General features: G+C 68.5%; 15 protein-coding genes. 10 read left to right on the forward strand and 5 right to left on the reverse strand.

Annotation, left to right across the window (positions count from 1 at the left end):
- Positions 1-617 precede the first annotated feature (617 nt).
- Positions 618-950 (reverse strand): glycosyltransferase, encoded by a 333-nt coding sequence (locus LNW71_RS32615; RefSeq protein ID WP_250971464.1) that lies wholly within the window; start codon positions 948-950, stop codon positions 618-620.
- Positions 951-1,193: 243 nt separating this feature from the next.
- Between LNW71_RS32615 and LNW71_RS32620 the strand changes: the two genes are divergently transcribed.
- Positions 1,194-3,617 (forward strand): hypothetical protein, encoded by a 2,424-nt coding sequence (locus LNW71_RS32620; protein WP_250971465.1) that lies wholly within the window; start codon positions 1,194-1,196, stop codon positions 3,615-3,617.
- 307 nt (positions 3,618-3,924) lie between these two features.
- On the opposite strand, the gene LNW71_RS36265 is transcribed toward LNW71_RS32620, so the two are convergent.
- Positions 3,925-4,395, reverse strand: a complete 471-nt coding sequence (locus tag LNW71_RS36265) for a LysE family translocator (protein ID WP_374119483.1) — start codon at positions 4,393-4,395, stop codon at positions 3,925-3,927.
- On the opposite strand from LNW71_RS36265, the gene LNW71_RS37095 reads away from it, so the two are divergent.
- The 4 genes from LNW71_RS37095 to ykgO all read left to right on the forward strand — a co-directional run bounded on the left by LNW71_RS37095 (position 4,344) and on the right by ykgO (position 7,298).
- Positions 4,344-4,487 carry a CGNR zinc finger domain-containing protein gene (locus LNW71_RS37095; protein WP_374119541.1) on the forward strand — a complete coding sequence of 48 codons (144 nt, stop codon included), beginning with the start codon at positions 4,344-4,346 and terminating at the stop codon, positions 4,485-4,487. The genes LNW71_RS36265 and LNW71_RS37095 overlap by 52 nt on opposite strands.
- A 267-nt stretch (positions 4,488-4,754) precedes the next feature.
- Positions 4,755-6,608 carry a M1 family aminopeptidase gene (locus LNW71_RS32630; RefSeq protein ID WP_250971466.1) on the forward strand — a complete coding sequence of 618 codons (1,854 nt, stop codon included), beginning with the start codon at positions 4,755-4,757 and terminating at the stop codon, positions 6,606-6,608.
- Between the two features lie 270 nt (positions 6,609-6,878).
- A complete protein-coding gene (locus tag LNW71_RS32635) occupies positions 6,879-7,127 on the forward strand; it encodes a type B 50S ribosomal protein L31 (RefSeq protein WP_250971467.1) in 249 nt (82 codons plus the stop codon).
- Between the two features lie 48 nt (positions 7,128-7,175).
- Complete coding sequence (gene ykgO / locus LNW71_RS32640) at positions 7,176-7,298, forward strand: type B 50S ribosomal protein L36 (RefSeq protein WP_250971468.1); 123 nt, start codon at positions 7,176-7,178, stop codon at positions 7,296-7,298.
- Between the two features lie 114 nt (positions 7,299-7,412).
- Here ykgO and LNW71_RS32645 read toward each other — a convergent pair whose 3' ends face one another.
- The 3 genes from LNW71_RS32645 to LNW71_RS32655 form a co-directional block, all read right to left on the reverse strand.
- Positions 7,413-8,519, reverse strand: coding sequence for a hypothetical protein (locus LNW71_RS32645; protein ID WP_250971469.1), 1,107 nt, complete (start codon positions 8,517-8,519; stop codon positions 7,413-7,415).
- A gap of 811 nt (positions 8,520-9,330) precedes the next feature.
- A complete protein-coding gene (locus tag LNW71_RS32650; RefSeq protein ID WP_250971470.1) occupies positions 9,331-11,787 on the reverse strand; it encodes a hypothetical protein in 2,457 nt (818 codons plus the stop codon).
- Between the two features lie 354 nt (positions 11,788-12,141).
- Positions 12,142-13,176 (reverse strand): LacI family DNA-binding transcriptional regulator, encoded by a 1,035-nt coding sequence (locus LNW71_RS32655; RefSeq protein ID WP_250971471.1) that lies wholly within the window; start codon positions 13,174-13,176, stop codon positions 12,142-12,144.
- Positions 13,177-13,606: 430 nt separating this feature from the next.
- On the opposite strand from LNW71_RS32655, the gene LNW71_RS32660 reads away from it, so the two are divergent.
- The 5 genes from LNW71_RS32660 (at position 13,607) to LNW71_RS32680 (ending at position 18,647) form a co-directional block, all read left to right on the forward strand.
- Positions 13,607-14,911 (forward strand): extracellular solute-binding protein, encoded by a 1,305-nt coding sequence (locus LNW71_RS32660; protein ID WP_250971472.1) that lies wholly within the window; start codon positions 13,607-13,609, stop codon positions 14,909-14,911.
- 108 nt (positions 14,912-15,019) lie between these two features.
- On the forward strand, positions 15,020-15,883 hold the full coding sequence (locus LNW71_RS32665; protein ID WP_250971473.1) for a carbohydrate ABC transporter permease: 864 nt from the start codon (positions 15,020-15,022) through the stop codon (positions 15,881-15,883).
- A gap of 255 nt (positions 15,884-16,138) precedes the next feature.
- A complete protein-coding gene (locus LNW71_RS32670) occupies positions 16,139-16,765 on the forward strand; it encodes a carbohydrate ABC transporter permease (RefSeq protein WP_374119542.1) in 627 nt (208 codons plus the stop codon).
- Positions 16,762-18,360, forward strand: a complete 1,599-nt coding sequence (locus tag LNW71_RS32675) for a DUF5107 domain-containing protein (protein WP_250971475.1) — start codon at positions 16,762-16,764, stop codon at positions 18,358-18,360. The genes LNW71_RS32670 and LNW71_RS32675 overlap by 4 nt, the downstream gene beginning before the upstream one ends.
- A gap of 8 nt (positions 18,361-18,368) precedes the next feature.
- A complete protein-coding gene (locus LNW71_RS32680; RefSeq protein ID WP_250971476.1) occupies positions 18,369-18,647 on the forward strand; it encodes a hypothetical protein in 279 nt (92 codons plus the stop codon).
- The last annotated feature ends 309 nt before the right edge of the window (positions 18,648-18,956 follow it).

Below are 18,956 nucleotides of genomic sequence, written 5' to 3' on the forward strand. Positions count from 1 at the left end.
GTCTTGATGCCGCAGATGCTAGAGAGGGACCGAACGGCGGGTCAATGGTCTGGACCAAATTGTTAGCACCGGGTGGCGGCGGGGGCGCACATCGGCCCAGGACGATGGCCATGGCCGGACGCGGCCGCGGTGGGTCGTTGCGCAGGGCTGGCGGCCCCGCGCGTCTCGCTTTGCCGGGGGCGGTGAACGGTGGGGTGGTGGAGCGGAGCCGTCGCCGCGGCGGGTGTGTGGGAGTCCCGCTCCGGACGCGCCATGGTGCCGTACGCGGGGCAATCGGCCGAAACCCGTTCCCGGCCGCCAGGAGGCTGCGTGGGCGGCGCGGGCGGCTGCCAGGCGCCGACTGGGCCGGCTCGTCGTCTCGTGCAGCCAGATGTGCGCGGCGTTGTGTGCCCCGCCGGCAGGTGGAAGAGGTAACCGTCGGCAAGGTCCGGGTCCGGTCACGCTTGGGCGCCGTCGTTTGTCCCGCGCGAAGGCGCGCCACCTCCCTGCCCAGGGGGTGGCTCAGCGGGCTGCTGCCGCCGCCGGAGGTCCGGTGGCGGCAGCGGCGTCAGGCTCCGGGCCCGCCCGGCCGGTTGTGGGCCCGGGGTGCTGGTGTCCCGACGGGTGCGAGGCGACCGTCAGACGCGGACGAGAGCGTCGTACCGCATCCAGCCCACGCCGTCGGCCGCCGCATCGGTGCTGACACGCGCGTAGGTGTAGTTGTACGTCGCGTCGTTCCACCCGGCGTACTCGCAGCCGGGGCCGGGCGCACCGACGATGTCACCTGCCTGCTTGGTCTTCACGATGACGCTGTAGGGGCTCGGGTTCTCGTACACGCCGGCTGTCGGCCATACGACCTTGTAGTCGCAGCTGGACTGCGGCGCCGCGACGGCGCTCTGCGCGGTCGCGAGCACACCTGCGGCGGAGAGTGCGGTGGCAAGAGCCGCTGCGGTGAGAGTTCTTGAGCGCATGGGTGTTTGTTCTCCCAAGTTGATGGCGAGTCAGGGCGGGCACAGAATGACAGGTCCCTCGGCGCGGCTGCCCACCGGCCTCCCTCTCTCCGTCGCGGCGAGGCGATCCCCGCAAGAGCAACCCGGCCCTGTTGCGGTCGGGTGGGGTGCGGCGGTGCGGCGGTGCGGCTGTACGGGTGCGGGGTGGAGGCAGGGAGCGTGTCCCACCTATGATTTTCATCCTGTTTTCATACTTTCCTCGGTATGAGTCTGAGAGATTTCCGCGCCACGAGCACCAGAGCCAGGCGTACCGCGACCGGACGGTGGGCCGCGACCGGTCTCGGCGTCCTCGGGATGGTGGCCGCAGGCCTGGGCCTGCCGGGCCAGGCGGCCTCCGCACAGCCCGTGGGCGTGCCTCTTGTCGACGAGACGTTCACAGGGGCCGACGCGCAGGCGCAGTTCGAGGCGTTCGGGCCCGCATGTCTGACCGGCGCGCCGCAGGCACCGGCCCCCGGCCCGGGAACGCACCCCCTCACCGGGTGTCCGGCCGGTGCGACCGGGCCCGTTCCCCCGAACAACGGGGCGCCGAACGGATACCTGCGGCTGACCGACGCATCGAACGACCAGTCCGCCGCGGTCCTCTACAACCACGCACTGCCGGCTAACCAGGGCCTGGTCACCACGTTCGACCAGTGGCAGTACGGAGGAGCGACCAACCCGCCCGCCGACGGCATCTCGTTCTTCCTCATCGACGGTGCGGCCTCACTCACCTCACCGGGAGCCTTCGGCGGCAGCCTCGGCTACGCACAGAAGCTCCCCAACGACGACCCCGGCCAGACGTTCGTGCCAGGCGTCAACCGGGGCTACCTCGGCGTCGGCCTGGACGTCCTCGGCAACTACTTCGGCGACTGGGAGCACCGCGGCAACGGCTGCGCCAACCGCTCCCCGGCCGGTACGTCCTTCCGGATTCCCGCACCGGGCGCGAACATGGTGACCCTACGTGGCCCGGGCGACGGCATCGAGGGCTACTGCTTCCTCGACGCCACCACCAGCAACCTCTCGACGACCGGCCCCTGGCCCTCCACCCTGCCCGGCCAGCTGCACGGGCCCACGAACTCGATCCCGGTCGGCTCCACCCCGGCGGAGGCCGAGGCGCTGCTCGAGCCCTCGCGCCGCACCGTGACGGTGGAGATCTCGCCCTCTCCCGATCCGGTGGTCACGGTCGCGATCGACTTCCACGACGGCAACGGCACCCAGGAGGTGCTCTCGACGCCGGCGCCGCAGCCCGTGCCGGACACCTACAAGTTCGGCTTCGCCGCGTCGACCGGTCTGTTCACCGACGTCCATCTGATCCGGAACGTCACGGTCCACCCGGCTGCTGCGCTGCCCCAGCTCAACCTCGTCAAGCAGGCCTCCCAGGAGCACCCGCTGCCCTCACCGCTGGCACCGGGAATGCAGGTTCCGTTCGAGTACGTGGCGACCAACAGTGGCAACGTCCCGCTGACCGGCGTGACGGTGACCGACGACCGCGTCACCGGGGTCACCTGCCCGAAGACCGCACTCGCCGTGGGCGAGACGATGACCTGCACCGGTACGTACACGGTCACCGACGCCGACGGCACGGCCGGTTCGGTCACCAACACCGCCACGGCTCAGGGCCAGGCCGGTGACGCGCCCGTCGTGTCGCCGCCGGACACGGTCACCCTGCCCGTCCAGTCCGGACCGGGAGTGCGGCTGGAGAAGTCGGCCGACGACACCCAGGTGTACCGGGCCGGTGACGAAGTGACGTACACCTACACCGTCACCAACACCGGGCCCCTGGAACTGACCGGGGTCGGTGTCACCGACGACCACGTCACCGGTGTGGCCTGCGGTACGACCACGCTCGCGCCGGCCGGTCAGACCGGCGACAGCACCACCTGCACCGGCACCTACACGGTCACGGACCAGGACGCCGACCAGGGCTCCGTCACCAACGTCGCCACCGCGCGGGGACAGGCAGGCAGCACGTCCGTCGTCTCGCCACCCGACGACGTCACCCTGGTGGTCGGCTCCGAACTGAGCCTGCACCTGGTGAAGTCGGCCGACGACACCCGGGTCTACCGGGCCGGTGACGAGGTGACGTACACCTACACCGCCACCAACACCGGCGAGACACAGCTGACGGACGTCGCGGTCACCGATGACCTCGTCCCCGACGTCACCTGCCAGGCCACCACGCTCGCACCGGGAGCAACCACCACCTGCACCGGCACCTATACCGTCACTGAGGCGGACGCCGCCCGGGGCTCCGTCATCAACGTGGCAGCCGCCCGCGGCGAGGCCCGCGGAACCGAGGTCGTCTCGCCCCCCGCAGACGTCACCCTCCAGGTCGAAGCCAAGCGCCCCTGCCACGGCAAGCACTGTCACAAGCCGGAGCCGTGCCACGGCAAGCACTGCCACAAGCCGACTCCCAGCCCCACACCGACTCCCAGCCCCACGCACACTCCCCGCCCCACCCCGACGCATACGCCAAGTCCGGTGCCCAGCACGCAGCCGAGCCACTCCGGCCACCACGGTGGTGGTCACCTGGCGGACACGGGTTCAGGGACGACACTCCTGGCGACCGGCGCAGGCATGGCCGCTGCGGGAGTTCTGCTGAAGGCGGTGTTCGTCGTACGCTCCCGGCGCACCCGTACCCGCGGATGAGAAAGCTCCTGACGACACGCACACAGTCGTAGGAACGCGCACGGCAAGGGACAACGCATGAGTGTGGGCGGGCCATCGAGAGGGCCCGCCCACACTCATGAGCACCAAGAAGGGCGCCTGGCAGGTGAGATATCTGCTCCGGCGCCCTTCGGTGCTGTCCGGAAGGACCGAGCGCCTTCGCCGAGCAGTCGTCCTTCCTGCGGCCGCTGTGATGTACGGGGCTGCCGTCGTCACGCCACGAGAGCGGCCAGCATGTCCTTCAGCAGAAGTGCCGCGAGGGCGGCGAAGGTGACCCCGGCCACCAGGTTCACCGCCACGGCCGTACGGCGACCGGCCACCAGCCTCTGTCCCAGCCGGCCGGCGCACAGGAGATCGTGCTGTCCCAGGCGAGCCCAGGGACCAGGAGGATCATCCCGAGGGTGAGGAACTGGAGCCAGAGCGGCCCGTGTTCCGGACTGGTGAAGCGCGGCAGGAACGCGGTGAAGAACAGCACCATCTTGGGATTGAGCAGACTGGTGAGGACGGCCCGTCGCAGGACCTGACGCCGGGCCGGCTTGCCGGTGGCCGCGGCCGGCGCCTTCCTGGCGGAGCGGATCGTGGTCACCGCAAGCCACCCGGGGTAGAGCCCGCCGACCAGCTCCACGACCATGAGTGCCACAGGTGCGGAGCGCAGCAGAACGGCGAGACCGAGGGCGGCGGTATCTCGCCGACCACGGTTTCGCGCGCATCGGCACCTGTGCGGGGGAGCGTTGCGTCGACGTCTACATCGACCAGTCACCCGGCGGCCGGCGCCGCTTCTGCTCGGTGACCTGCCAGAACCGTACGCGCGTGGCCGCGTTCCGCAGCCGCAGGGCGGCTGCCTCGAGCTGACTGCCCGGCGGTGTGGGTCGGGGGTGGGTGCCATGGCGGCGGGGGCGTGGCAGGGATGGGCATACTTTTACCCATTTCTGATGGCATGGCCCGGTCAACTCTGCCAGGCTTCCGGCAGCCGTCGTCCTGACCCCAGGCCGACGGAGCGGAAATCTCACCAGCGACAGCGCAACCGATGCGCGCCCCATGGCTGTTCACCGGCGCACCCATGCCGGCCGGGCGGCCACCGAGCAGGCCGGAATCCCGGCCGCCTCAAAGGAGTTTCGTGTGAGACCGACCTCCCACAAGACCTTCGCCGCGTTTGTCGTCGCCGCGTTGGCCGCAGTACTCCTCCCCGTCGTTCCGGCGGCGGCGCAGTCCGCCGCCCCCTCGGCGGCCGCAGCCTGCACGCCGGCCCAGGTGGTCGCCAACGGCGGCTTCGAGAACGGCACTTCGCCCTGGACCCAGTCGTCCTCCGGTGTGATCACCAGCCGCACCGGCCAGACCGCCCACAGCGGCACCAGCTTCGCCTGGCTGGACGGCGTCGGCAGCACTCACACCGACACCCTCTCGCAGAGCGTCACCGTCCCGGCCGGGTGCAGCAGCGCCACCCTGACGTTCTGGCTGCACATCGACAGCGCCGAGACGACCTCGTCCACCGCGTACGACAAGCTGACGGCGAAGATCGGCAGCACGACGCCGGCGACCTACTCGAACCTCAACAAGGCCAACGGCTACGCGCAGAAGTCGTTCGACGTGTCGGCGTTCGCGGGCCAGACCGTCGTTGTCGCCTTCACCGGCACCGAGGACTCCAGCCTCCAGACGAGCTTCGTCGTCGACGACCTCGCCCTCAACGCCTCGGGCGACACCACTCCGCCGGCCGACTCCACCCGCACGCCGGCCGCGCCCTCGTACACCGTCAGTCTGAGCAGCAACGCCGCCGGCACCGTCTGGACCGGCCACGAGAGCACGACCTTCACCAATGCCGCGGCCACCCCGCTCACCGAGGTGTACCTGCGCCTGTGGGACAACTACCACGGCACCTGCTCGGCGATGCCGATCACGGTCAGCAACGTCACCGGCGGCACCGCGGGCGCCCTCTCGGTGGGCTGCACGGCGCTCCGGATCGCCCTGCCGACTCCGCTGGCACTGGGCCAGTCGACCACCATCGGCTTCGATCTCGGCATCACCGTGCCCAGCGGCGCCGACAGGTTCGGCCACGACGGAGCCTTCAGTATGATCGGCAACGCGTTGCCGGTCCTCGCGGTCAAGGACGGGACGGGCTGGCACCTGGACCCGTACACCAACAACGGCGAGGCGTTCTACTCGCTGGCCGCCGACTTCAAGGTGACCCTCGATCACCCGGCCGCCCTGCTCGTCCCGGCCACCGGCGCCTCGGTCGACACCGCTGGTTCCAGCGGGCGCACCATCACCACAGCCACCGCCTCCAAGGTCCGTGACTTCGCCTGGGCGGCGGGCCCGTTCGCCAAGATCTCCGGCACGTCCGCCGCCGGGACCCCGATCAACATCTACTCGGTCTCGGGCATCAGCTCCGCCAACGCCCAGTCGATGCTCACCACCGCCAAGTCCGCGGTGGACGCCCACGCGGGCCGCTTCGGCGCCTACCCCTACGGCGAGCTGGACGCGGTGATCGACAACAGCTTCTGGTTCGGCGGCATGGAGTATCCCGGGTTCGTCCTGGACCTGGTCAGCACCACGGCGCTCACCCATGAGATCGGCCACCAGTGGTTCTACGGGATCGTCGGCGACGACGAGTACAACAGCCCCTGGCTGGACGAGGCGTTCACCGACTACGCCACCGACCTCGCGCAGGGGCTGTCGGGCACCAACTGCTGGAACAGCGTCTCCTGGGCCTCGACGGCGGAGAAGATCACCAACTCGATGGCGTACTGGGACACCCACTCGTCCCGCTACTCCACCGTCGTCTACGGATACGGCAAATGCGCCCTGCACGACCTGCGGCGTCTGCTCGGTGACGCCGTGATGACCAAACTGCTGAAGGACTACGCGACGTCGCACTGGTACGGCGTCTCGACCACCGCCGAGTTCAAGGCGGCAGCCCAGGCAGCCACGACCACGAACCTCACCTCCTTCTGGACCACGCACCGCATCGACGGCTGACGTGTCACCGGTCCGCCGCGGTGAAAGCCGCGCGGCGCCCGCCGCGGCGGACCGGTTGCCGGCCTGGCCCGATACGTGCGGGAATGCGGGGCCTCCGGTCGCTGTTACACCACGCAGATGACATGCGCGAGTCAATGCGTGTGGTGCGGCGGAAGGAGACTTCATGGCAGGCAACCAGCAGCGTCTCGTCGTGATGCAGTCGTCGACGCCACGTACCGCCGTCATCTTGTGACCCGCAACCGGGCGCACAGCCGTAAGGAAGGAATCCCCATGAGGGCCCGTATCCACCCGGAATCCAGGCCGGTCGTCTTCCGTGACCGTTCGGCGGACGTGGCGTTCCTGACCCGTTCCACCGCGCGGTCGGCAAGGACGATCGAGTGGGAGGACGTCACCTATCCCGTGATCGACGTCGAGGTCTCGCCGGCGAGCCACCCCTTCTACACCGGAGCCTCACGTGTCGTGGACACCGCCGGCCGGGTGGAGCGCTTCGAGCGCCGTTACGGCCGCGGGCGGCAGTAGCTCGAGGCTGAACCGCGATCCCGCGAGCAGGAGGAGGAGAGCAGAGTCATGAAGGTACGCAATTCCTTGCGGTCGATGAAGTCCAAGCCCGGCGCCCAGGTGGTCCGCAGGCGCGGAGTGCTCTTCGTCGTGAACAAGAAGAACCCACGCTTCAAGGCGCGTCAGGGCTGAGCGCACACCAGCAGGCAGCACCCGGACGGCCCGGTCTCCGCACGGCTGGGGGACCGGGAGAAGCTTCGAACTCGTCGTTCGGTACTTCGCTGTACGGCGCTGTCCGCCCAGGCGCTATGCGTGTTTCAGCGTTGAGACGGCGGTCACGATCGCAGCGATCGTGTCCTCCAGGTCGGCCCGCCACTCCTGTTCCGGAACGTCGAAGGACAGGGGCAGCGGCCCCCACCAGTACTCGTCCTGCCGACCGTGGGGCGGGAAGGTGAGTCCGGCGAAGTCGATGGCGAGCCGCTTGTTCACCAGGTCCATGATCTTGAGGTAGGCCCGGTGGGCGTCGTCGAGCTGGTTCGCAGCCAGGCCCTTTTTGGAGACCACGAACTGAAGCGGCGTGGGGCAGGAGGGGCCCCAGTCGGCCGGCGAGAACCCGATCCGAAGAGTGACCTGACCCACTCGGGCAGCCAGGCTGTAGAAGGAGTTGCCCACCATCCGCCAGCCCAAGGACCCGGCGCCGTGCACCTCTTCATGGTTCTTGAGGGCATCCGCCGCTTCCTGAGCGGAGCGGTATCCCCTCTCGAAGGCCGCTCCGAACCCGTCCAGCCCCGGGTTTGCCAGCTGCGTCCGCGTCCAGTCCATGAGCTCCTCCTCGAATCTGACCGCCAACCCTCGCACCTGCCCAAGATCGCTGCGTGCGCCGGTGTCCTCCGAGGGGAGTTGTCCGGCGAGCCAGTCGAGCAGCGTGGCCCATCCCACGACCGCGAGCGCCCGGTCGGGGACCAACTGCTGCCAGCGAATGCCCCGTTCGTCGGTGGTGGGCAGTCCCACCGGCGCGAAGCCGCCCTTCTGTGCTCGACGGGTCAGTTCGTGAAGCAGGGTGCGTACCCGTCGGGCCGGACAGACGAAAAGCAGTGTTCCGCCGTCCGCCAGCCGCTCCAGGTAACTGACCGGCTGGTGGCCGGTCAGACCCGCGTCGAACTTGCCCTCGATCAGGACGAGCGTCACGTCGCCCGCCGCCCCCTCGATGTCCGGTCGCCCGTCTGCGAGTGCGGACACCGATTCCGCCTGGAATCTGACGCTGTCCAGCAGCTCAGGCGCGTGGGCGCCGTGTGCGGCCAGTGCTGCAAGGCTGCGCCGGATTCGCTCGTGCGACTGCGCCAGGTAGCACAGCGCCTGGGTCGTCAGCGGCTCCTTGCCCACCTTGAACCGGTGGGCAAGGAGCGACAGCACCCCGCCCTCTCTCATCGCGCCCCCGAAAATCGTCGTTCCATCAGGGCGACACAGCGTAGGGCGTGGTACCGACAACAGGCTCCTCACGGTCTTGTACTGGGTCAGGGCTCAAAGACCCCGGCTTCTTCGCCGAGTACGACACCAGGAGGTTCTTTTTCTGCTGCTGGTACAGGCGGTACCGCCCTCTGACCAGCAAGGGTGTCGGTCCGATGGGTTCAATGTGGGGAGTCGGCCCGCGTATGGTCCGGATCTTGGTGGTAGTGGTGCGTGTTGTACCGCGATGGTTTGGTTGGTAGCCGGGGACAGGCGGCGAGCGAGATGACGCGTGATTCCTCGGCGCGCATGGCCGTCTTGGACGGGCCGCAGGGGTGTTGGGGGCCGCTGACCCGGCGAAGCCTCGGGATGACTGCTGGGCGGGTGGCTGCGATGCGGTAGTCCTGGACGCAGGCGATCGTCGCGATGGCCGTCTGGAGGTTTTCTTGCCGGGCGATGCTCAGGCGTCGGTGATCGGTTGTCAGCTGGGGGCGGGTGTCGGGATCTATGGAGCGCTTTGTGGCCTCCCGCGGTCGGGGCGCAGTCTGGAAGGCCGACGGCGGTGGCCCACTGCTGATCGTGGACTGGACCACTCTGGGCGACGGCGCGATCCGGTCCCACATGGCACAGGTAGGCATAACCGTCTCAGGGCGTCCAGCCAGTCCAGTGCGAACACCTATGTCCAGTTCGGGACCCCCGGTGGGACGTTGTCCGTCGGGTTGGTGACTCGCGCGTGACATGAGGGGGTCCCGCTGGTGTTCCGGCGGAGAAAGGTCCTTTACCTCGCTCTCTCGAGAGAGTTGCCGACAACGCCTACTACGACCGGGGGGGCTGCGTCGGACGGCTCCGGAGGGAGCTGAGCCGGCGCGGCCAGGGTGGCTTCGAGTACGTCGCCCTTGCTCAGCCGCACTTCGAAGTCTCGGCCGACTTTCCTGACGTCGGCGGTGGCCCATCTCGGTGCACGCCCGTCGAAGTTGTCGCGGATGCGTACGAGGCCGTCCTTGCCGGCCACCACCTTGAACCACACGGTGGAGTTGTTCTTGCGCTTGGCCGACACTCGATGGCCACCCTCTGCCCGCAGGTCCCTGAAGCTCGCGTCGTGCCAGCGCCACGGGACGGCGGGGAACAGGCGGATGACCTCCGTGTCGCGCACTCCAGGAGTCGGACTCCAGCTTTGCAGAAGAAGTTCCTGGACGGCCTGCATAGCGGCGAAGTTGCCTTCGAGGGTGAAGGGTTGGTAGGTGAAGTTCGAGAATCCTTCGCCGGACTGGTCGCCATTGAGATGGAAGCCATTGCGTGAGACGAACGCGCGGGTGAACACATCGAGATGGCGCACGGCCTGCTCGGCGTCCCCGGTGCGCGCGCGCAGGCAGCTCATCCAGCCCCAGGTGTAGCCGCACCATTCGCCGGTTCCCAGCTCGTCCCATGCGGCGAGCGAGGCGCGGATGCGTTCTTGGTCCTGTGCGTCGCCGTCGATGGTGATCAGATTGAAGGGATAGATGCCGATCAGGTGCGAGAGGTGGCGGTGGCTCTCGCGAAGCAGCGTGCAGGCGTCCAGGAGAAGTTCGCCGTCGGCGGCGGCATGGAAATCACCCAGCTCCGCGGCTGCCCGCACCCAACTGCTCGCGTCGGATGTCAGGTTCTGCGCTTCGGCCATTTCGCTCAGCGACAGGAACAGCGTCCTCAGGCACATGAGGTCGTAGTTGCTGTTGGGCCTGAGCCAGGCGAGCGGGCCGTTGTCGAAGATCTCCGGCGAGGAGGATCTGGGGAGGACGAGGACACCCTCGGCATCAGGCTTGAGCAACTCTCGCAGACATCGGCCTACTTCGCTGCACCACGGATAGGCGCGGTCCGTCAGGAAGCTGTCGTCGCCGGTATAGCGCCAGTGCAGATAGAACAGGTGGGCGTTCCATGCACTCATCGTCGGGGACATCGAGTACTGGCCCCATCCGCCCAGAGGTTGTCCGGAGAGCGACATCACGCCGGGGGTCGCCAGACCGTCGGTACCGTAGAAGTCCCTGGCGAACCGGCGGAACGTGGGCGCCAGCTTCCAGAGGAATTCGAGGTAGCTGAGCCCCGACTCGAAGTTCCCGGCCTCCTGGTAGGCCATGTACGTCAACTGCGTGTTGAGGTCGTTGTGGTAGTCGCCCTTCCACGGCGGGAGGCCGCCGTTGTCGGCGGTCCAGACGCCTTGCAGAGGCATCGGCGGTGCGCCCTGGCGTGAGCCCGCTCCATAGAGGTAGCGGGCGAATCGGTGGGCACGCCGGATGTGCGGCTCAGGGACCTCGATGGACGATCGGTCCCAGAACTCACGCCACCAGGCAACATGGTCGGCAAATATCTCGGCGTAGCCCCGCCTCAGGGCATCGCGGCAGCGCGACTTGGCCAACGCCAGGAGGTCTTCACCCGGCGCGCAGTCATGGGTGGTAGTGATGGCCACTGCCAGCCAGGTCTCTCCGGCTGCCCGCTGGGTGGCGACGCACGCGCAGTAGCGGAATCCGTCCGCCGCCTCCTGCACGTACCACTGCATGTCATCCGTCTGCCCGAGGTCGGCAGGCGGGTGGCCGAGAGCGGCCACCGCACCTCCGCTTTGCGGACCGGTTTCGCCGCATTCCTCGGTTGTGCCGGCCGGGCGAAGCCGCACTGCCTGCGGCGGATTACCGGGAATTCGAAGCATGGCCACGGGTTCGTTCGCGCTGAAGAAGGCACGCGCTGCCGTGCCGTCGCTGAGCGTTGCCGTGCCCTCGGCCGCAGCCAGGCTCAGTTCGAAGGACCGGATCGTTTCGCCCTGGTCGAGTGTCAACTCCAGGAAACCGGCGGGAAGTTTGGTCGGCGTGGCGCCCTCGTAGTACTGGCTCCACGGATCCCCGTCGTCCTCCAGGCTCCGCCACGGGTGCTTCTGCCACCATGCGCTCTCGCCCGTGGTGCGTTCGTCCCAGAGGTCACCGCGGTCCAGGGAGAGACGCAGGGAGTTGTGTCCACCCCACAACAGGCCGCCCATCAGACCGTTGCCGAGCGGAATCGCGTCGTGCCACAAGTTGATGGGGGCGGTGAGGTACAGGTCGTCCTCGGTTGCCGGAGTGCGCGGAACCTCATGCCCGGTCGGATCGGTCTGCGCTCGCTTCATGGAGAACTTCGCTTTCGCTCGTTGTTCGACGGAAAACGGGTCTTGCGGATCGGTGTCGGACTGGCAGGTCTCGGATCTTGCTCCCGTGGAGCCTGTGATCCGGGCCATGGCAAGGAGCTGGCTCGGGTGCGGACCGTGCGCCGAAGTGGCGCAAGTGATCGCCGGGCCGCCGCAGATCAAGCCAACCCGTGCCCAGGCCCGGGCGGCCGGGTGGCATCCGGTCGGGGGCTGTCCCGCCAGGCGGGCGCGAGCGCCACCGGTTCTCGGCACCCGGGCACGCCGACGGGGCCGTGGTGGACGGCCTTGAGCGGGCGAGCTGTCCCAGCCCCGAATGGCGGGGTGAAGGTGCGCGGCGGTGGCAGGGCCCCACTGCTGAGTCAGGGATTGGCGAGTCGAGCGCTCTGCACATCCTCCAGCGGAGGTGTCTTTCAGGAGGGCAGGTACGCGCGTCGTTGTCGCGAGTCAGGCATCGGTCGCGAGTCCGGCATCGGCGGCCGGCGTACCGGTGGCCGGGCCGGTGCTTTCCCGCACGATCAGCGTGGGCCTCAGCATCTGGAGCGAGTTGGTGGGCGCCGCTCGCTCGGTGATTGAGCGCAGCAGCAGTTCGGTCGCCTGCCGGGCCATCTCCTGCTTGGGGAAGACGACTTCGGTGAGCGCCTTGCGCGCACGCCAACTCCCCTGCATGTCGTCGTGCCCGATCACCGACAAGTCGCCTGGGACCGAGAGTCCGGCCTGCGTCGCGGCCTCCAGTACGCCGTGGCTGAGGTGGGTTGCGAAGATCGCGGTCAGCGCGGGATCAGCGGCGAGTGCCGCGCGCGCGGCGGCGGCGCTACCGGCGAGCGTCGGCTCCGACAGGACGAACACCGAAGTGTCCGGAACGGTCAGTCCGTCGCGGGCGAAGGCGCGCCGAAAACCCTCCACCCGGGATGCGTGGGCGGGCAGACTGGCCAGGACGGCCACCCGCTCGTGTCCGAGCTCGCGCAGATGACGTCCGGCCAGGTAGCCGGCCTGCTCGTAGTCGATGGTGACCACCGGAAAGTCGCCCGGCGCCTCGCTCTCCCAGGCGCACAGCGCCACCGGGAAACGGGCGTCCGCCAGCAGTGGCAGGTGGTCGATCAGGTCGCTGTCGCCGGCGATAAGCAGCGCGTCGACGGAGCGGCTGGACAGACCCGCCAGATGTCGCCGGGCGCGCTCGCCGTCGAGCCGGGTGGTACACAGCAGCAGGTGATAACCGTGCTGCTCCAGGACGTCCTCGACCTCCTCTACGATCTCCGAGTAGAAGGGCTTGACCACGGTCGGGACGAACAGGCCGACCGTCTTCGTGGTGCCGGTCGCCAGGGAACGGGCCACCAGGTTCGGGGTGTAACCGAGTTCCTCGATGGCCGAGCGCACCCGCGCCGCCGTCTCCGGCCGTACCGGTACGCGACCGGTGACCACGTTTGAGACGGTCTGCTTGGTGACTCCGGCGAGCTCCGCCACCTCCCGCATCGTCGCCATCGGCTTCCTCGTCTTTTACCGATCAAATAGATTGAGCTGGAGACTAGCTCCGCGCTCGGGCTCCGTCAAGGCGGCTCCATGTCGGCTGGATCGCCCAGTCGCATGGAAGCGGCGACAGGTTCGGGTACCTGAGACTCAGTCATGAGTGAACGAAATCGGGCGGCTCTGGCAACCATGTCGTCGCACGACACCTCCGAGCTGGAGGTGACCGGCCACGACCGGGCGCGCCCCGGTAGGCCGGAGAGCGGCCCGTCGCCGTCCGACGTGATCGTCGACCCGATATATGACCGTCAGTCAGAACTGAACTTCGAGGGATCCTCTTGTTTTAGCGGTCAAATGCGCCGTACTGTTCCGACCCGACGAGCGCCCCCGAGCCCGAGGGTCCGCCGTCCACTTCGGCGTGTTGACGCCCCCTTGGAAGGAAACACCCATGCGCACCAGGAGGAAGAGAGTCACCCGGGTCGTCGAGGTGGCGACGGCAGCGGCACTCGTGCTGGGAATGAGCGCCTGTGCCGGGAGCTCAGGCGACAGCGCTGGGGCGAAGAGTGCGGGCAGTTTCACCTACTGGTCGATGTGGCAGTCCAGCGAGCCGCAGGCCAAGGTGCTCAAGGCTGCGATTGCGCGGTTCACCGCGCAGACCGGGATCAAGGTGAACGTCGACTGGGTGGGCCGGGGCATTTCGACGAAGATCGGCCCCTCGATCGCGGCCAATCAGGCCCCGGATCTGTGGGACGGGGCCGACTCCACGATTTACGGCACGGAGGCCTCGGCGGGCCAGGCCCTGGATCTGTCCCCGGTGCTGAAGATGCAGGTCCCCGGTGAGAACACGACGGTCGGCAGTGTCATCCCGGCGAAGTACTTCGCCATGGAGCCGAAGGACCCGGCCGGCTCGGACACTTATCTGATCCCCTACGAGGTCGCCTCCACCGGCATGTTCTACAACGCGGCCAACCCGGTCATCAAGGCCGCCATGCCGACCGTGCCGACCACCTGGACAGGTCTGCTCAGCGTGTGCGCCAAGCTCAAGGCCAAGGGGATGGCGTGTATCGCCTCCGAGGGCGCGGACTCCTGGACCAATGAGCTCTACTTCGACTATCTGCTGAACGCCCAGGGAGTCAACTTCAACACCCTGGCCTCGGACAAGACCGGTGCGTCGTGGGACAACCCGGCTGTGCTCAAGGCGGCCCAGGAGGTCGACCAGCTGGTCACCGACGGCTACGTGATCCCGGGCTACACCGCGACCAAGTACCCGGCGCAGGAGACCAACTGGGTCAACGGCAAGGCCGCGTTCTACATGGACGGCGACTATGTGACCTCCGAGGTGGCCAAGCAGGTCCCGGCGAGCTGGAAGATGGCCTCGATGCTGCCGCCGGGCGCGCAGGTGCCCGACGCCACGCTGTTCGGCTTCTCGATCCCGAAGCGAGCCAAGAACGCCTCCGCGGCGGAGAGGTTCATCGCCTTCTTCATGCAGAAGCGGGAGATGTCGGGCATAGCGACGACCGCGCTCAATATCACTCCGCGTGCCGACATCCCGGCCCCGCCGCAGTTGGCGACCTCGCAGCAGCAGCTGACCTCCCCGGCCGTGCGGCAGCCCTTCGACAGCCTCGCCGGGAACTGGTCGCCGAAGGTCCTGGACCAGAACTACCTGAACATGTGGCATGGACAGCTGACCCCGGCGCAGTTCGTGGCGAAGTGCAAGGCTGCGCAGATCTCCTACTGGAAGTCGCAGGGCTGAGCCGTGGCGACCATGATCGACTCCCCTTCCCGGACTCCTGGCGTCCGGGGAGCGGGCCCCCGTACCGGCAGGTCCCGCCCGGGGGCCTACGAGCGCCAGCGTCGTCGGATGTTCTGGCCGTTCACCCTGCCCGCGCTGATCGTCTACGCCGTCCTGTTCCTCGCCCCGGTCGGCTTCGCGTTCTGGACCAGCTTGTACAAGTGGGACGGGATGAGCCCGATGCAGTGGCGCGGCCTGCGCAACTACCAGCAGTTGTTCGAGGACCCGGTCTTCCGCACGTCGCTGATGAACACCCTCAAGCTGATGTTCATCGGGGGCTCGATCACCTTCGTGATCAGCTTCGCACTGACCCTGGTGCTGCGCGAGATGCGGGCCAAGCTCTTCGCCCGCTCCGTGCTCTTCTTCCCCTCCCTGATCAACGGCATGGTCTTCGGCATCGCCGCCGGATTCCTGTTCTCCCCCTCCGGTCCGGTCAACCAGGCACTGCGTTTCTTCGGAGTGGCCACCCCGCCGCAGTGGCTCTCATCCGACAACCTCATACCGATGATCATCGGCACCCTGGTGTGGACCGCCACCGGCTACTACACCTCGATCATCATGGCCGCGGTCGACCAGATCCCGCCCTACCTGTACGAGGCCGCCGAACTCGACGGCGCCAACGCCTTCCAGCGCTTCCGCCACATCACGCTGCCCTGCGCCTGGGACGTCATCTCGGTATGCGCGGTGCTGTGGACGGTCAGCTCTGTGAAGATCTTCGAACTCATCCTGCTGTTCGGTGGCAGCAGCGGCGGCGGGTACCCGCCCGCCCAGAGCTGGAACACCGCCCTGTACGTGTACGCCGAGGCATTCCCCCAGGCAACCATTCCCAGGCTGGGGTCCGCCACCGCCGCCGCGATCGTCAGCCTGCTGATGGTCACCGTAGTCACCCTCGTCCTACGACGGCTGATGCGCCGCGACCCGATCGAGTACTGACCCCGATCGAGCACAAGCACCGAGAAAGGCACGACACGTGCAAAGCAGACAACGATCGCCGGGTCCGGCGATGCGGATTGGCACAGCCCTGGTCTGGGTCGTCGTGGCCGCCGACCTGCTCCTGGTCCTCTGGATCTTCCTGACCTCCCTGCGTCCCGGCCCGGACGTGCTGAATCACCCGTTCGGACTGCCCATCCACCCCCACTTCGGGCAGTACAGCATCGCCCTGGAGCAGGGGGGTTCGGGCAGGCCGCGATCAACAGCGCGGTCGTCGCACTCTGCTCCTCGGCCGTCGCAGTCGCCCTCGCCGCCCCGTGCGCCTACGCACTGGCCCGCCGCCGCTCGAAGACCTCCTCCGCACTGACCATGACCTTCGCCATGGGCCTCGGCGTTCCCGGCCAGGTGCTGGTGGTGCCGCTCTTCGTCGGTCTGGCCCACGTCAACCTGACCAACAGCGACTTCGGCCTGGCCATGGTCTACGTCGGTCTGGCTATGCCCTTTACGGTGTTCCTTCTGACCGGCTTCTTCGCCGGCATCCCCGCAATCCTCGAAGAAGCCGCCGTCATCGACGGCGCGGGCCCCCTGCGCTCCTTCGTCTCGGTGGTGCTCCCGGTCGCCCGGGGCGGACTGATCACGGCGTTCCTGCTCCAGTTCATCAGCTCCTGGAACGAGACGCTGTTCGCCCTTGTCCTGACCAACAGTCAGGACAAGATCACGCTCTCGGTGGCGCTCCAGGAGTTCGCCGCCACCCAGCAGTTCAACGGCCTGGACTACGGCACCATGTTCGCCGGCGTTTGCATCATCCTCGCCCCGATGCTCGCCCTGTTTTCCTGGCTGGGGACGCGCATCATCCAGGGCATGACCGTAGGGATCGGCAAATGAGCTCGACGCTGCGCAACGAGAACCTTCGGATCGAAGGCACCCCGGACCCGGTCGGCGGCACGCTGCCGATCCTGCGCGGACTGTCCCCGCAGGCCGTCCAGGGCGTCGGCTTCGACGAGGAGATGCGGCGCAACCTGGCCTCCGGCACCCCGTACACACTGCTTCCCTACACCACGCAAGGCGAGTACGACCGGGTGCGCTCCGAGCGCGACCTGCCCGCCGTCGTCCTGGAGAACGAGACCCTCACCGCGACCTTCCTGCCCTCGCTCGGCGGACGGCTGTGGTCACTGGTCCACCGGCCCACCGGCCGCGAACTGCTGCACCGCAACCCGATCCTCCAGCCGGCCAACCTCGCCCTGCGCGACGCCTGGCTGGCGGGAGGGGTGGAATGGAACCTGGGCACCACCGGGCACTGGCCGCTGACCTGCGAGCCACTGCACGCGGCGCGGGTGACCGCGCCGGACGGCACGCCGGTGCTGCGGATGTACGCCTTCGAGCGACTGCGCCGACTCACACTGCGCCTGGACGCTTGGCTGCCGTCCGGCTCCCCGATGCTGTACGTCACCGTCACCGTGGACAACCCGGCGGATCAGGAGACCCCGGTCTACTGGTGGTCGAACATCGCCGTGCCTCAGGACGCGGACGTGCGTGTGATCGCCCCGGCCGACCACGCCTTCCACTGCGACTACATCAGTGACCTCACGCGCGTCGGGTTCCCACAGATCGACGGGGCGGACCGGAGCTACCCGGGCCGGGTCGCGCACGCGGCGGATTACTTCCTGGACCTGCCGGAGGGCGAACGCCGCTGGATCGCCGCCCTGGACGGCAGCGGCACCGGACTCGTCCAGACCTCCACCGACCGGCTGCGCGGCAGGAAGCTGTTCTGCTGGGGCAACTCGACCGGCGGCCGGCACTGGCAGGAGTGGCTCTCAGGCCCTGGTCACGCCTATCTGGAGATCCAGGCCGGGCTGGCCCGGACCCAGCTCGAACACTTGCCGATGCCAGGCCGCGCCAGCTGGACCTGGACCGAGGGCTATGGCCTGCTGACGGTTGATCCGAAGGCGGTGCACGGAAGTTGGGAACAGGCCAGGGACGGCGCGGCCGATGCGCTGGACCGGTTGCTGCCCGCCTCGGCGCTGGCCCGGGCCCAGGCCCTGGCTGCCGAGTTCGGCGCCCCCGAGGAGGCACTCGCCACCGGCTCCGGCTGGGCTGCGCTGGAGATCGAGGCCGGTTCGCTGCCCGACTCACCGCTGCTGCCCTTCGGTACTCCCGACGCCGAGCAGCAGCCCTGGCGGGACCTGCTCGCCACCGGCACCCTGCCGGCTTCCGATCCTCCGGCCGTCCCGGTCACCGGTGGGCGCTGGCGCGACCTGCTGGAGGCCGGTGCCCGTGACTGGCACGCGTTCTATCACCTCGGCCTGGTCCGGCTGGCCGACGGGGAGAAGGAAGCCGCCCGCGACGCGTGGAAATGCTCGCTCGAACAGCTGGCCACGCCCTGGGCCCTGCGTGCTCTGGCCTTCCTCACCGACGCGCCGGGCGACGCCGCCGACCTGCTGATCCAGGCGCACCTGCTCCGCCCGACCTTCGGGAACTGACGATCGAGGTGCTGGACGCGCTGCTGCGCGCCCACCGACCCGCCGAGGCCCTGCGGACCATCAGCGCCCTTCCCGCGGCTGACCGCGAGCACGGGCGAATCAGACTGGCCGAGGCGAGAGCAGCACACGCGACCGGCGCCGACAACCGGGTGAGAGAGCTGCTGGCGGAGGGGATCCACGTGGACAACATGCGCGAGGGAGAGGTATCCCTCGACGCCCTGTGGCTCGCCGTCCACCCCGAGCAGCCGGTCCCGCGAGCCTACGATTTCCGGATGTCGGAAGGCTGACACGCACGTCCCCACGCAAGAGCGCCACACCAGGCGCGTCACCGACACGGTCACCGCAAGAGCGGAGCCGGTGGCGTGCGGGGCCGACCTCAGGATCAAAGCTGATTGCCCAGTAGCGACAAACCCCACCGGCCCTGCCGGTCGTCACGGACCGGCCGCTGCCCGCACCGGCGGAACAGCACGCCCGACAGAAGGGACCCCCGTGTCACACTTCCGAAAGGCCCTCGCGGCCATAACCGCGACCGTCCCACTTCTTCTGGTCGGCGCGGTCGCGCCGACCACAGCGTCAGCGGCCCCCTCAGGCGCCGG

It is taken from the genome of Streptomyces sp. RKAG290 (genome assembly GCF_023701695.1).
Lineage (GTDB): Bacteria > Actinomycetota > Actinomycetes > Streptomycetales > Streptomycetaceae > Streptomyces.